This is a genomic window from Streptomyces albipurpureus (assembly GCF_023701525.1).
Classification (GTDB): Bacteria; Actinomycetota; Actinomycetes; order Streptomycetales; family Streptomycetaceae; genus Streptomyces; species Streptomyces albipurpureus.
In genome coordinates, this window is record NZ_JAMQAW010000023.1 from 1 (window position 1) to 13,456 (window position 13,456).

Sequence of the window (13,456 nt, forward strand, 5' to 3'; positions counted from 1 at the left end):
CTCATTCCGTTTCCGGACTTCGAATTCAATCCAACACCCGATTGGAAGGGCTTTTGCCTTTCGGCTGATCCCGACTTTATCAGAAGCAATTTGACTGACGCTAATCAGTCTCTGCGGTCTGAAGTGTGAAGTCGAGTGGCTCTGCGGAAATTCAATTTCCGCTAAGAGCGAGCTAGATACTAGCGATGGCGCTCGGTCATGTCCAGTCCGAGGCAACCGTTTGAATCTACCTCCCCACAGCGCCACTGTCAATGGCCTTGTGGGTGAAGATGACACTAGCAGGTCAGAGAGAGCGGATGCACATCAGGCTGCGGTCGGCAGTTCGGCACTGCGTTCGGTGGGATCGAGGTCCCCGGTGTCGCCGCTTCGTGCGGCTCGTCCGCCCAGGACATAGACGTATGTGAGGAACAGCAGCTCAGCGGCGATGCCAATGGCGATGCGCGCCCAGGTGGGAAGGCCCGACGGCGTGACGAAGCCTTCGATCACCCCGGAGACAAGGAGGACCACAGCCAGGCCGATGGCCATGCCGAGGGCGGATCTGCCCTGCTGGGCGAGCGCCACTCGACGGGAGAACTGACCTGGGTCGATCACCGTCCAGCCCAGTCGAAGCCCCGTACCTGCGGCGACGAAGACGGCGGTGAGTTCGAGTAGACCGTGCGGGAGGACCAGGCCGAGAAAGGTGTCGAGCCGGCCCGCCGATGACATCAGACCGATGCCCACCCCGAGGTTGAGCATGTTCAGGAACAGAATCCAGATCACAGGGAGGCAGAGGAACGCCCCCAGGACGAGGCAGAGTGCGGCGGCTTGAGCGTTGTTCGTCCAGACCTGGGCGGCGAAGGACGCCGCGGGGTGGCTGGAGTAGTAGGTCTCGTACTCACCGCCGGGCCGGGTCATCTCGCGGAGCTCGGCGGGGGCACCGATCGCCGACTGCACGTCCGGGTTGGCGCCGATCCACCAGCCGATGATCGCTGCGAGGCACGTGGAGAGGACCGCGGTCGGAATCCACCAGTGCCGAGATCGGTAGACCGCGGCGGGGAATCCGGTCGTGAGGAAGCGGACCGCGTCCCGCCAGGTGGCTCGGCGCGTGCCGGTGACCGTCGCACGGGCACGGGCGACGAGTTGGGTGAGCCTTCCCGTCAGCACTGGATCGGGGGCGGTGGACTGGATCAGCGAGAGATGGGTCGCAGTCAGCTGGTACAGAGCAACCAGCTCATCGGCCTCGGCACCGGTGAGCTGGCGACCGCGCTTCAGCAGGTGGTCCAGACGGTCCCACTCGGCGCGGTGGGCGGTCACAAAGACATCGAGGTCCATGGTCGGCTACTGCTCCGGGAGCTGGGTGCGTACGTTCGTACTACTGCGGCGCGCTGCTGGTCAGCTTGGCAGACTGAGCGGGCAAGGGGCAGAGAAGGCCAACGGTGGAGGGCGGCTGCGGTGAGTGCGCTAGTGACGGGGGACGCGGTCGTCCTGGGTCTACAGCCGGCGAAACTGCCGAGCCGTGCACTCGCCCTGGCCATCGACATGGTGGTGGTCTGGGGCCTCTACCTGGGAATCTCGATCGGCCTCACCCTCGCCACGTCCTCATTGGACCAGGCGGCAGGGATGGCGCTGGCCATCGCGTCATTCGTTCTGGTCCTGGTGGGTGCGCCGATAGCGGTGGAGACCCTCAGCCGTGGCCGCTCACTGGGAAAGCTCGCCTGCGGCCTACGGGTGGTACGGGATGACGGTGGGCCGATCCGCTTTCGCCATGCTCTGGTGCGGGGTGCCATGGGAGTGGTGGAGATTCTGATGACGTTCGGGGTCGTCGCCTGTATCGCTTCGCTCGTATCGGCGCGGGGCCGTCGAATCGGGGATGTCTTCGCGGGAACCCTGGTGATACGGGAGCGCGTGCCGGCCGGGCGCGAGGCGGTGGTGCCGCCTCCCCCGCCATGGCTCGTGGGGCGTTTTGCGGAGCTGGATCTGTCAGCGGTGCCGGACGAGCTCTGGCTTGCGATACGCCAGTACCTGACCCGAATGGGGCAGCTGGACCCCGCCGTGAGCTGGTCGATGGCGGAACGGTTGGCGGGAGACCTGAGCGCACGGACCGGCGCGCCGGCACCGGGGGGTGTGCAGCCGGCCGCGTATCTGGCTGCGGTGGTGAATGAGCGGCAGGCCCGAGAGGCAAGGCGGGCCTTCGGGGTCACAGCATCGGCTGCCCCGCGAGGAACCGCGGGGGCCGCGAGTAGCGATGTGACCAGGAGCGAGGCGGCTAGCGGGTACGAGGGGACACCCGGCGGTGGGAAGGGCCAGGCCGCGGAAACGGGCGGGGCCGGCTGGATGCTGGAACCGCACCCCGATAGCAGCGGGACGGCGCTTTCCGCCCCGGCCCGTTCTGAGCTGGGGGGATCGCGGTGGCGAAGCGCCGCGCCCGTTTCCTTGTCTCCCGTTTCCTTGTCTCCCGCGCAACCCGAGCTGGAAGCGGACGGACCGGGTACGCCGCCGGCATCGACCGGGTTCGCACCGCCCGCCTAAGCCCGCTTAAGCCCGTTTGCGACGGTTCCGCGCATCCGGGCCAGGTCCGCGCGCAGGATCAGACACGGTGTGGCGGTAGCGGAGTTGCGCATCCGACGCCGGTTCGGCCTGTGCAGAGCGAATTCGGGCAATCAGGCAGTGAAGCGGGATGCCGGGCAGCCCGAGGGGCGGATGGCGGGTCGGTGGTCTCGCTGTACCGAGGCGGACCCGGTCACTCGATGGTCAGACCGCCGGGGAGCTGCCGATGTGATCAGGGTCCAACTGGGTCTGAGAACACCGAGGGGGGTGTTTCAAGACTTTCCAGCTCGATGCCCGGAGCCGTCAGAACCACGTCCCCCGCTATGTGGATGGTGTGCTGTTCACCGGTGTCTAGGGCGCTGACCTGGTATTCGTCCACCATCAAAGGGCCGTTGTCAGTGGCGTGCGCTTCACTGTTCACCAGTGCCCAGGACTGGTCGAGTGTCCGGGGTGCCAGCACGGGGTCGGTGAACGCAACGAGACGCACACGCGTGTGAGTGGAGTGAGGGGTGAGTCGCAGTAGACGGGCGGTTGCAATGAGGAATGCGGGGGATGTGCCGCTGAAGGTGTGTGCACGGACATTGCCTTCGGTGGCGTGAGTACCGGTGGGGTCGGAGCGGACCCAGGTGACGCCGTCGAGCGCGGCAGCGCGGACCTGCCAGCTGGCGGCGTGGAGTTCCAAGCGGATTGGGCGGCCGAGTTCGTCGAGGGCGAGATCGACCGAGCCGGCGTGGTCACCGGCGGGGGTGGTGATTTGCGAGACATAGCGCCAGCCAAGAGGGCCGGGGGCGCATTGGAAGTGTTCTTCGCCCAGGGGGGAGTGATCGTGCGGATCGTGAAGCGAATATCGGCCGCGGGGCATGGGGGCTCGGGAGTCCTTGTGCAGTGAAGCTCTTGGTGCGGTGACGGCTCCAGCGAGGAGTCGGATCCGTCCGGGAACGGTGGAGGCAAGGCCCCCGACACGGGGGTGCGGGGGCCTTGCCTCCACCGCTGGTGCTTGTCTCCGCTGTGTGGAGTCCGTCCTTGGGGCTTCCCGGAAGGACCGGGACCATCGGGAGCGGAAGTCACGCTTCGCAGCAACCGGCGCTGTGTCGGCCCCTTCGGCCGATGGCACTCATCGTGTTCAGTGGCAGAAGGGGCAAACACCGGGCTAGGGGCTTTGCGCGAGGCGTGGTGATCAGTAGCGGTAGTGGTCGGGCTTGTAGGGGCCCTCGACCTCGACGCCGATGTAGGACGCCTGCTCGGGACGGAGCGTGGTCAGCTTCACCCCGAGGGCGTCCAGGTGGAGCCGGGCGACCTTCTCGTCAAGGTGCTTGGGCAGCACATAGACATCGGTCGGGTACTCCTGCGGCTTGGTGAACAGCTCGATCTGCGCCAGGGTCTGGTCGGCGAAGCTGTTGGACATCACGAAGGACGGGTGCCCGGTCGCATTGCCCAGGTTGAGCAGACGCCCTTCGGACAGGACGATGAGGACCTTGCCGTCAGGGAAGGTCCAGGTGTGAACCTGTGGCTTGACCTCGTCCTTGACGACGCCGGGAGTCTTCGCCAGACCGGCCATGTCGATCTCGTTGTCGAAGTGGCCGATGTTCCCCACGATGGCCTGGTGCTTCATCTTGGCCATGTCCGAGGCCATGATGATGTCCTTGTTGCCGGTGGTCGTGACGAAGATGTCGGCCGTTTCCACCACCTCGTCCAGGGTGGTGACCTGGTAGCCGTCCATGGCGGCCTGGAGGGCGCAGATGGGGTCGATCTCCGTGATGATCACCCGGGCGCCCTGGCCGCGGAGGGACTCGGCACAGCCCTTGCCGACGTCGCCATAGCCACAGATCACCGCGACCTTGCCGCCGATCAGTACATCGGTGGCGCGGTTGAGGCCGTCGATCAGGGAGTGGCGGCAGCCGTACTTGTTGTCGAACTTCGACTTGGTGACAGCGTCATTGACGTTGATCGCCGGGAACAGGAGGGTGCCGTCGCGGTGCATCTCATAGAGACGGTGAACACCCGTCGTGGTCTCCTCGGTGACTCCGCGGATCTCGGACGCCAGGCGGGTCCACTTCTGCGGGGACTCGGCGAGGGTGCGGTTGAGCGTGCGGAGGACGTAGTGGTACTCCTCGCTGTCCGCCGTCGAGGGGTCGGGGGCCTTGCCCGCCTTCTCGAACTCAACGCCCTTGTGGACGAGGACGGTTGCGTCACCACCGTCGTCGAGAATCATGTTCGGGCCGCCGGTGGGCGTGTTCGGCCAGGTCAGAGCCTGCTCGGTGCACCACCAGTACTCTTCCAGCGTCTCGCCCTTCCAGGCGAAGACGGGGACGCCCTGGGGGTCGTCCGGGGTGCCGTTCGGGCCGACCGCGATCGCGGCGGCGGCGTGGTCCTGGGTGGAGAAGATGTTGCAGGAGGCCCAGCGGACCTCGGCGCCGAGGGCGACCAGGGTTTCGATGAGCACGGCGGTCTGGACGGTCATGTGCAGGGAGCCGGTGACCCGGGCGCCGGCGAGCGGCTGCCGCTCGGCGTACTCCTTGCGGATCGACATCAGACCGGGCATCTCATGCTCGGCGAGGTTGATCTCCTTGCGCCCGAACTCCGCAAGGGAGAGATCGGCGACCTTGAAGTCCTGACCGGTGGCGACAGTCGTCATGACGACTTGCTCCTTGTGTGGAAACGCGAGGGACGGAAACGGCATAGCGCTGCGGCGACAGGCACACCAATGCCCGGGTAGACCGCAGTGCAGTCCGTCGGAGGCCCTCTCTCCACTCGGCCGGTCCGTGTGCTGAACCGCCCGACCGCCATCAGCAGCGACGTCTGACTCTGGTGACGAATCTACACCGACTGTCATGGTCGGCCCCAGCCCGTGGGGAGGCGGCTTCCGGCCAGATATGGGCGTCGGCAGGACTGCGGGGACCGTGGGAAGAGGGCGGCAGGGCGTCGAGAGGGTGCTGGGGAGAAGGCGATACGGAGGCATTACGGAGGCGATACGGACAAGCGGAGAGGAGTGGGACACCTTGGGCACGGGTCTAGCCACGGGTCAGGGAAAGGATCTCTAGCGAGAGGCGGCGACGAAGGTTCTCGGCTGTACAGGGCAGTGGACGACCCGTACTCGACCCTGATCAGGCGAGGCACGGCCCCTGCCCCTGCCCCTGCCCCTGCCCCGACGGCCTATCACGCTGCTCACCGAACCGGGGGCAGCGGCGCCCAGGGGCCACTGCCGGGAGCCCGCACCTGGGTGGGAGGGCCCCCGGCCGCTGGCGGCGAATTCCAGGGGCCGTCGGCGGCCGAGGATCAGTGAGGTGTTTCCGTGGTCGGGCCGCCGGGGGCCCTCGCCGGATCCACCCCGGTGGCGGCTGCCACGGGGTTGTAGACGTCCGGCTCCAAATAGATCACGCGGGCGATGGGGACGGCAGCGCGGATGCGCTCCTCGGCCGCATTGATCGATTGAGCGACTTCGGCTGCCGTGTCGTTGTTCGGCACCGCGATCTTCGCCGCGACGAGCAGTTCGTCCGGGCCCAGGTGGAGGGTGCGCATATGGATGATGCGAGTGACGCTGTCTCCGTCGACGAGCACCTCCTCGATCCTGCGCACCTCGTCGATGCCCGCGGATTCGCCCAGCAGCAGCGACTTCGTCTCGGCCGCCAGAACGATCGCGATGACGATGAGCAGCACACCGATGCACAGGGTGCCGATGCCGTCCCAGACACCATCGCCCGTGGCCAGGGCCACGCTGACGCCGGCTAGGGCGAGGATCAGACCGACCAGTGCGCCCAGGTCCTCAAGGAGGACAACGGGAAGCTCCGGTGCCTTCGATCGACGGATGAACTGGGTCCAGGTGAGGTTGCCACGGATCGCGTTCGATTCCTTGATCGCCATCCGGAAGGAGAACACCTCCGCGATGATCGCGAAGGTGAGGACGCCCACCGGCCAGTACCAGTTCTCGATCGCGTGGGGGTGCTTGATCTTCTCGTAGCCCTCGTAGATCGCGAACATGCCGCCGACCGAGAAGAGGACGATGGAGACGAGGAACGCGTAGATGTATCGCTCACGCCCATAGCCGAAGGGGTGCTCTGGGGTGGCTTCGCGCTTGGCTTTTCGGCCGCCGAGGAGGAGGAGGCCCTGGTTCCCCGAGTCCGCGAGCGAGTGGACGCTCTCAGCGAGCATGGATGACGAACCGCTGAAGAGGAATGCAACGAACTTCGCGACCGCGATGGAGAGGTTGGCGACGAGTGCCGCCACGATCGCCTTGGTGCCGCCTGACGCACTCATTCTGTGCTCGATGTCCCTTCGTACGCCTTAGTACCGGGGATCTGGTGTGGATGCCCGGCCACCGGCCCGTTGCGAAAGGGGTCATTGTCGCAGGACGAAGCGGCGACCGTGGGTCAGATCACCACAGTGGCACGGAAAACGGTTCCAGGGGCGTCGGCTGAGGCCTTGATCTTCACTCGCTCGCCGGCAGGGGCGAACACCGACTCGCCCGGGCCAAGGCTCAGTTCGCCCGCGGTGACGCGGCCCGCGGTGCACAGCAGGATCTGGGGGGTGTCGGCGGTGAGTTCGCGGCCCTCGCCATCCGGTGCCAGGACATAGCGGGACAACCGAAACTCGTCGATCGGGGTGTCGTAGACCTCCTCGCCGGACTCGGATGCCTCGGGGCGCAGTACGGCGGGATCGCCCGCGTCGAAACGGACGACCCGCAGGAGTTCGGGTACGTCCACGTGCTTGGGGGTGAGACCGCAGCGCAGCACATTGTCGGAGTTGGCCATGATCTCGACGCCGAGGCCGCTGATGTATGCGTGGGGGACACCCGCGCCCAGGAACATGGCCTCCCCCGGCTGGAGGATCACATGGTTGAGCAGCATGGCCGCGATGACGCCGGGGTCACCAGGGAAGTAGTGCGCGATCTGGGCGTAGGGGACGTAGGGGCCGCCGATGCGGCGGGCGGCGGCAGCGGCCTCGGTCACGGTGGCCGCCATCTCCGCACGGTCCGCGGTGAGCACCGCCGTGAGGAGTTCGCGTAGGGCGGCTTCCTGGGGGTGGGCCTGGAGCAGATCCACGTACGGCTTGAGGGAGTCGACTCCCAAGCCGGCGATGAGTTCCGCGGCCTCCAGCGGCGTACGGAATCCACAGAAGCCCTCGAAGGGGGTGAGTGCGCAGATCAGCTCGGGTTTGTGGTTGGCGTCCTTGTAGTTGCGATTCGGTGCGTCGATCGGAATGTGGGTGCGCTCTTCGGCGGCGTACCCCTGCTGGGCCTGGGCGAGATCCGGATGGACCTGGAGGGACAGGGGCGCCCCGGCGGCGAGGATCTTGAGCAGGAAGGGCAGGTGGGGGCCGAACTTTCGGACGGCCTCGGCGCCGAGTTCGCGTACCGGATCGGCGGCGATCACCTCGTTGAGCGGTCCGCGTTCAAGACGGGAAGGGGCGCCGGGGTGGGCGCCCATCCAGAGTTCGGCCTGTGGCTCGCCGGTGGGTGCGATACCGATGAGTTCCGGGATCGCAGTCGTGGAACCCCAGGCATAGGGGCGCACGGTGTTGACAAGGCGGTCCATGGTCGTTCTCGGGCCTTCCAGGTAGCGCGGAGTGCGTGGAGCGTGGGCTAGGAGGGAGTGGCAGGTGTCGCTAGCGCCAGATAGACGGTGGCGAAGTCGGTGACGGCGAGGAGTTCGGCGATCGACTCCAGCAAGGTGCCGTCCTCCGGTTCGAGTTCGCTGATCGGGGTGTCATGGCCCAGTGCGAGTTCGCGGGCGGCGGGGGCTGCCGTCAGTCCCCCGATGGGGCGGTCCCGTAGCAGGACGACCCGGGCGCGCAGGGTTTGCTGCTCGTCCACACGGTCTCGGAAGAAGTCGTCCGGATCAGCACCGGCCGCGAGGTCGCCCGTGAGGAGGACGCCGTGGGCGGGGAGCGCGCCGGGCAGTTCCGCGGCAAGAGCGGGGCGCCCCGCCAGTTCGGCCAGGACCGCGGCGAAGCGCCGGCCGGCCGGGGCGGCGCCATCGCCCTCGGTCCAGATCAGCGGGAGGCTGTCGGCGAGTTCGGCCGCGAGGGTCTTGGCGGGGTTGCTGTAGGTGGCGATGGCCGGGCCGCAGCGTTCGGCGGTGCGATCGAGCCGATCGGCGACCTTGGCGAGGACGTCCGGGGGTGCTTCGAGCAGCCCGACCCGGTCGAGCAGCGCCAACAGCGGGGTGAACAGGGCCCACAGCGCACCTGGGCTGGCCGAGAGCGTCGCCTCGTACAACTCGTGCGGGGCGGTGGCCATCGGGACGACCAGCCCGTGCGTACCGTCGACGGCCTCGGCGAGCGGGGAGCGCTTCGGGGTGACGGCGACGACGGTGCAGCCTCGGCGGTACGCCTGCTCGGCGAGGGCGGCGAGACCGGGTTCACCACCGTCGGTGGTGACCAGGAGGAGGAGGTCGAGTGAGCCTGCCCAGCCGGGGAGGGCCCAGCGCAGTGCGCCCGCGGCGGGGGCGACACCGGTGGGCGCGAGGTGGGTGACGGGGGCGCTGGCGCCGGCGAGCGCGCCGATCAGATCGGCCACTCCGGTCGCGGCGGTACCGGAACCGGCGACCAGTACGGCTCGGGGGCGGCCTTCGGGCTTCAGAGCGGAGATTCCGGCTTCGGCGGCGTGGCGGGCGGCGGTGCGTACGCGCGCGCCTGCCTCGGCCGCGCCACGCAGGAGCCCTCGGCGGTCAGCTCGGGCCAGCGCTTCCGGATCATCGAGAAGGGACTCGTCGAGCATGGAGTGGGCCTCCGATCACCTTGTGATCGCTTCTATCGCTGCTACGTCAGGGCGTGAGGATGTGGGTGGTGCGAAGTTCCCGTCGACTCGCCTGCCTCGGCAGGCGACGGGGGCGCTCGACCCGGTCGGGACGGCTGAGGTGACCTCGTGACACCCCCGTACGGTACGAACCCACAGGCCGCTCCCGTAACTGTGCTCAATCGAAGCGTCGTGAGCTTGAGCATCGCCGGGTCGCCGGTTCGGGCACCGGTACACCACTGCTCCCGGCACGTCGCGGGCGGAATCCTGGTCAGACGGGGCGGCGGGCTTCGTCGACGAGCAGCACGGGGATCTCGTCCCGCACGGGGTAGGCGAGGCCGCAGTCCTGGCCGGTGCAGATCAGCTCGGGGACATCGGCTGCTGTGTGGTCATCAAGGGGTGCGTGGCAGGCCGGGCAGGCGAGGATCTCAAGGAGGCCGGCTTCGAGCGGCATAGGTACGGTGTCCTCTCACGGTGACTCGGGGCGACTCGGGGGTGACCGGGTCTGGGTGGATTGGCCACGTCAGCGTACCGCCGGGGGAAGGTGTGAGGCGCGACCTTGCCGCGCTGGACCCGGGACAGGGGCTCGCGTCGGAGCACGGTGGTTGGTTCCTCGGGCGGATGCGCTCGGATGCCGGAGGTCGTGCCGGCACCTGGCGGCTCCCCGCTCCTCGCTCCCGTCCAGATGAACCGGGAACGGTCCTCAGGGGACGCTCCATCGGCGGGGACGCACCTCTTGGCATGGCCCAGCACGGCACGGGCTTGCGGTGCTTGAACCGGCTGCCCCTGTGTCGTGCGCCCGCGTTCGGGGCGTGGCCATCTCGGGGCGTGGTCATCTCCCGGACGGGCCGAGTTGGCCACTTGAGCCCGGCGGGACGTGCGGTGTGCGGTGTGCGGTGTCCTCACCGACCGGGTGCTGGGTCATGGCCTGCCAACCCCGCCCGCGCCGGAACCGGGCCTTCCCGCCGGTGGCGCCAGCGGGGGAGACAGATACGTGCTGCCGACCCCGGCGCGTCATCCGTCCCGGCGGACGGTCGGGCCTGAGGGGTGGCGCCCTGCTTCAACGCAAGCACCGACGACAGGGCAGGGACGGCATGGAGCGTCCCGGCTCCTCGGCGACCGACGAGCAACCGGCGAGCAACCGACGGCGACCACTAAGCGACCGCCGAAGGGCCACTGAACGGCTGTACGAGCAGCGGGCCCGGGCAGCGGGCCCGGGCAGATACGCCCACCCGACATCCGCATGCTCTTTCGGGAGGGGCGCGCGGTAGGTCATCAACCGACACCCGAGCGACCTTCGCCGCATCGGCGCCCAAGGGCCGAGGCAAGAGGTCGCTCGGGGGCGGATGATCGTGTCCAACCCGCCGCGTGGGCGATTCCAACCCGCGTGGGCGATTCCAACCCGCCGCGTGGTCGTTACTTGGCCCGTACCAGCGCCAGTACCTCGTCCCGCACCTTCGCCAGCGTCTCCTCGTCCCGCGCCTCGACGTTCAGGCGCAGCAGCGGCTCGGTGTTGGAGGGGCGGAGGTTGAACCACCAGTTCTCCGTGGTCACCGTCAGTCCGTCCAGTTCGTCCAGGGTCACACCGGGCTGGGAGGCGTACGCCGCCTTCACCGCGGCGGTACGGGCCGACTGGTCGTCCACCGTGGAGTTGATCTCGCCCGAGCCCCGGTAGCGGTCGTACTGCGCGACCAGTTCGGAGAGGGTGCCGTCCTGAGAACCGAGCGCCGCCAGCACATGGAGGGCGGCCAGCATCCCGGTGTCCGCGTTCCAGAAGTCGCGGAAGTAGTAGTGGGCGGAGTGCTCACCGCCGAAGATCGCTCCCGTGTTGGCCATCTCCTGCTTGATGAAGGAGTGCCCCACTCGGGTGCGTACCGGCTCACCGCCGTTCTCGCGTACGACCTCGGGCACCGACCATGAGGTGATCAGATTGTGGATCACCGTGCCGCCGGGGTGCTTGGCCAGTTCCCTCGCCGCGACCAGGGCGGTGATCGCCGAAGGCGAGACGCCCTCACCCCGCTCGTCCACCACGAAGCAGCGGTCGGCGTCGCCGTCGAAGGCCAGTCCGAGGTCGGCGCCCTCGGACCGGACCCGCTCCTGGAGGTCGACGATGTTCGCCGGGTCCAGCGGGTTGGCCTCGTGGTTGGGGAAGGTGCCGTCCAGTTCGAAGTACATCGGCACCAGCGTGACGGGCAGCGAGGCGAAGACGGTCGGGACCGTATGGCCGCCCATGCCGTTGCCGGCGTCGACGACGACCTTCAGGGGGCGCATGGACGACAGGTCCACCAGGGAGAGCAGATAGCCCGCGTACTCGGTGAGTGTGTCGTGTTCGGTCACCGTGCCGGGCTTCTCCACCGGGGTGGGGGCACCACTGTCCGACCAGCTCTCCACCAGCTCGCGGATCTCCGCCAAACCGGTGTCCTGACCGACCGGGGCCGCGCCCGCCCGACACATCTTGATGCCGTTGTACTGGGCCGGGTTGTGGGAGGCGGTGAACATCGCGCCCGGCAGACCGAAGTGGCCCGAGGCGAAGTACAGCTGGTCCGTGGAGCAGAGCCCGATCAGGGTCACATCGGCGCCGCGCGCGGCGGCCCCCCGGGCGAACGCCCCGGAGAGCCCCGGCGACGACGGCCTCATGTCATGGCCGATGACGATCGCGTCCGCGTCGGTCACCTGGACGAACGCGGCGCCGAACAGTTCGGCCAGCGCCTCATCCCACTGATCCGGCACCACCCCGCGGACGTCGTACGCCTTCACGATCTGCGACAGATCAGCAGTCACGGGTCAACTCCTCCTGAAAACTCTTTGGTCGCCTCAAACTACCGGTATTCGCACATCAGTCCTGGCCATAGCGGGGATCGACCGATTCGGGGGCGAGCCCGAGCAACTCGGCCACCTGCTCCACCACCACCTCATGCACGAGCAGCGCCCGTTCCTCGCGGTTCTTCGTCCGGATCTCGACCGGCCGGCGGTAGACCACGACCCGTGCGGGCCGCCCCTTCTCCGCGGGTGCCGAGCTGCCCAGCGGCACCGACTCCTCCGGCGCACCGGGCACATCCGCCACCAGGAAGTCGACATCCGAAAGCTGCGGCCAGCGCCGCTCAAGCCGTTCCACGGAGTCCTGCACGAGGTCCTGGAAGGATTCCGCCCTGCTGGCGGCGAGGGGCACCTGGGGCGGGGCGACGGGTCCGCGCATTCCCCGGCCGTGGCGGTCGCGACGACGCGGCCTCGGTTCGGCCGGGTGAGGCGGTACAGGACTGTCCATCACTGACGCAGGGTAGCCCTCCGGGGCAGAGCGCGACCGAGTACGCGCTGGGGAAACCGCACAGGAGACCGAACTCAGCCATGAGGTGTCGCCAAATGAACGTTCCGATAGCACTTCAGTGCGGTTTCATAGTTGATCTCGATCACTGAAGGGGCGAGGAATGACCTGATTAACCTCATGGCCTGACCGCATCACTTATGGCCGCCCTCGGAGCGCCTTCCCTTCGCCGCAGGTCAACGCGGTCTCTCGGGAAGCCTCCGAACAACGCCTCAGACCACGACACGGTGGAGTGACCTGGTGGAGAGTCGTCGCAGCCCGCTCAAGAGTGCGGTAGCGTCCAACGTCGTGAGCCCTGTACGTCGCTGTTCGCGCACCGCCTGCGGCCGTCCTGCCGTCGCGACACTGACGTACGTCTATGCCGACTCGACCGCAGTCCTTGGACCGCTCGCCACCTATGCCGAACCCCACTGCTACGACCTCTGCGCCGAGCACAGTGGGCGGCTGACCGCACCGCGCGGCTGGGAAGTCGTACGACTCACCGACGGATCGGCGCCCGCCCGCCCCAGCAGTGACGACCTTGAGGCGCTCGCCAACGCGGTCCGAGAAGCCGCCCGTCCGCAGGGTCGCGCCGCCGAAGCGCAGAACGCGCGCCGAGGGGCCGATCCCATGGAGGTCGCCCGTCGCGGCCATCTACGGGTACTGCGCTCCCCCGACTCCTGAGGACCCCGGCCCCTTCTTCCTGAGTCGTTCCCGTTCTTCCCTCAGTCGTTCCCGTTCGGACACGGTTGCCGCTGCAGGGGTCCGGCGCGGTGGTCACCGCGAGGGTCCGGGCGCGGTTGCCGCTGCAAGCGATCCGCACTGCCACCATGGAAACCATGACCAATCGGCGCTGTAGCCAAAGAAGTAGCCGCTGGCTAGCGCCTTCTGCCGGG

The 13,456-nt window shown here is 68.1% G+C and carries 11 protein-coding genes; 2 read left to right on the forward strand and 9 right to left on the reverse strand.

Going from position 1 to position 13,456, the window contains the following annotated elements:
* Nucleotides 1–303 precede the first annotated feature (303 nt).
* Nucleotides 304–1,311: a stage II sporulation protein M gene (locus NBG84_RS17440; protein WP_250920400.1), complete on the reverse strand. Its 1,008-nt coding sequence runs from the start codon at nt 1,309–1,311 to the stop codon at nt 304–306.
* A 120-nt stretch (nt 1,312–1,431) separates the two neighbouring features.
* Here NBG84_RS17440 and NBG84_RS17445 point away from each other — a divergent pair, with 120 nt between their 5' ends.
* Nucleotides 1,432–2,508: an RDD family protein gene (locus NBG84_RS17445; RefSeq protein WP_250920401.1), complete on the forward strand. Its 1,077-nt coding sequence runs from the start codon at nt 1,432–1,434 to the stop codon at nt 2,506–2,508.
* 250 nt (nt 2,509–2,758) lie between these two features.
* Here the strand turns inward: NBG84_RS17445 and NBG84_RS17450 are convergent, their stop codons facing one another.
* The 8 genes from NBG84_RS17450 to NBG84_RS17485 form a co-directional block, all read right to left on the reverse strand.
* On the reverse strand, nt 2,759–3,388 hold the full coding sequence (locus tag NBG84_RS17450; RefSeq protein WP_250920402.1) for a hypothetical protein: 630 nt from the start codon (nt 3,386–3,388) through the stop codon (nt 2,759–2,761).
* A gap of 315 nt (nt 3,389–3,703) precedes the next feature.
* Nucleotides 3,704–5,161, reverse strand: coding sequence for an adenosylhomocysteinase (ahcY, locus tag NBG84_RS17455; protein WP_250920403.1), 1,458 nt, complete (start codon nt 5,159–5,161; stop codon nt 3,704–3,706).
* Between the two features lie 641 nt (nt 5,162–5,802).
* A complete protein-coding gene (locus tag NBG84_RS17460; RefSeq protein ID WP_250920404.1) occupies nt 5,803–6,780 on the reverse strand; it encodes a cation diffusion facilitator family transporter in 978 nt (325 codons plus the stop codon).
* 113 nt (nt 6,781–6,893) lie between these two features.
* Entirely contained in the window at nt 6,894–8,057 is a 1,164-nt protein-coding gene (gene manA, locus NBG84_RS17465) for a mannose-6-phosphate isomerase, class I (RefSeq protein ID WP_250920405.1), read from the reverse strand.
* 47 nt (nt 8,058–8,104) lie between these two features.
* Entirely contained in the window at nt 8,105–9,241 is a 1,137-nt protein-coding gene (locus NBG84_RS17470; protein ID WP_250920406.1) for an SIS domain-containing protein, read from the reverse strand.
* Between the two features lie 289 nt (nt 9,242–9,530).
* The gene (locus NBG84_RS17475; RefSeq protein ID WP_250920407.1) at nt 9,531–9,713 is read right to left on the reverse strand and encodes a Trm112 family protein; all 183 of its coding nucleotides are present in this window, start codon (nt 9,711–9,713) and stop codon (nt 9,531–9,533) included.
* Nucleotides 9,714–10,675: 962 nt separating this feature from the next.
* Nucleotides 10,676–12,040 (reverse strand): phosphomannomutase/phosphoglucomutase, encoded by a 1,365-nt coding sequence (locus NBG84_RS17480; protein ID WP_250920408.1) that lies wholly within the window; start codon nt 12,038–12,040, stop codon nt 10,676–10,678.
* A 55-nt stretch (nt 12,041–12,095) separates the two neighbouring features.
* The gene (locus tag NBG84_RS17485) at nt 12,096–12,524 is read right to left on the reverse strand and encodes a metallopeptidase family protein (protein WP_250920409.1); all 429 of its coding nucleotides are present in this window, start codon (nt 12,522–12,524) and stop codon (nt 12,096–12,098) included.
* A 297-nt stretch (nt 12,525–12,821) separates the two neighbouring features.
* Here NBG84_RS17485 and NBG84_RS17490 point away from each other — a divergent pair, with 297 nt between their 5' ends.
* Nucleotides 12,822–13,244 (forward strand): DUF3499 domain-containing protein, encoded by a 423-nt coding sequence (locus NBG84_RS17490; RefSeq protein WP_250920410.1) that lies wholly within the window; start codon nt 12,822–12,824, stop codon nt 13,242–13,244.
* Nucleotides 13,245–13,456 lie beyond the last annotated feature (212 nt).

Excerpts from the sequence above, each read along its gene's own strand:
- NBG84_RS17460 (WP_250920404.1), bottom strand. The coding sequence starts at position 6,780 with ATGAGTGCGTCAGGCGGCACCAAGGCGATCGTGGCGGCACTCGTCGCC.
- NBG84_RS17450 (WP_250920402.1), bottom strand. The coding sequence starts at position 3,388 with ATGCCCCGCGGCCGATATTCGCTTCACGATCCGCACGATCACTCCCCC.
- manA (WP_250920405.1), bottom strand. The coding sequence starts at position 8,057 with ATGGACCGCCTTGTCAACACCGTGCGCCCCTATGCCTGGGGTTCCACG.
- ahcY (WP_250920403.1), bottom strand. The coding sequence starts at position 5,161 with ATGACGACTGTCGCCACCGGTCAGGACTTCAAGGTCGCCGATCTCTCC.
- NBG84_RS17475 (WP_250920407.1), bottom strand. The coding sequence starts at position 9,713 with ATGCCGCTCGAAGCCGGCCTCCTTGAGATCCTCGCCTGCCCGGCCTGC.
- NBG84_RS17470 (WP_250920406.1), bottom strand. The coding sequence starts at position 9,241 with ATGCTCGACGAGTCCCTTCTCGATGATCCGGAAGCGCTGGCCCGAGCT.
- NBG84_RS17485 (WP_250920409.1), bottom strand. The coding sequence starts at position 12,524 with ATGGACAGTCCTGTACCGCCTCACCCGGCCGAACCGAGGCCGCGTCGT.
- NBG84_RS17440 (WP_250920400.1), bottom strand. The coding sequence starts at position 1,311 with ATGGACCTCGATGTCTTTGTGACCGCCCACCGCGCCGAGTGGGACCGT.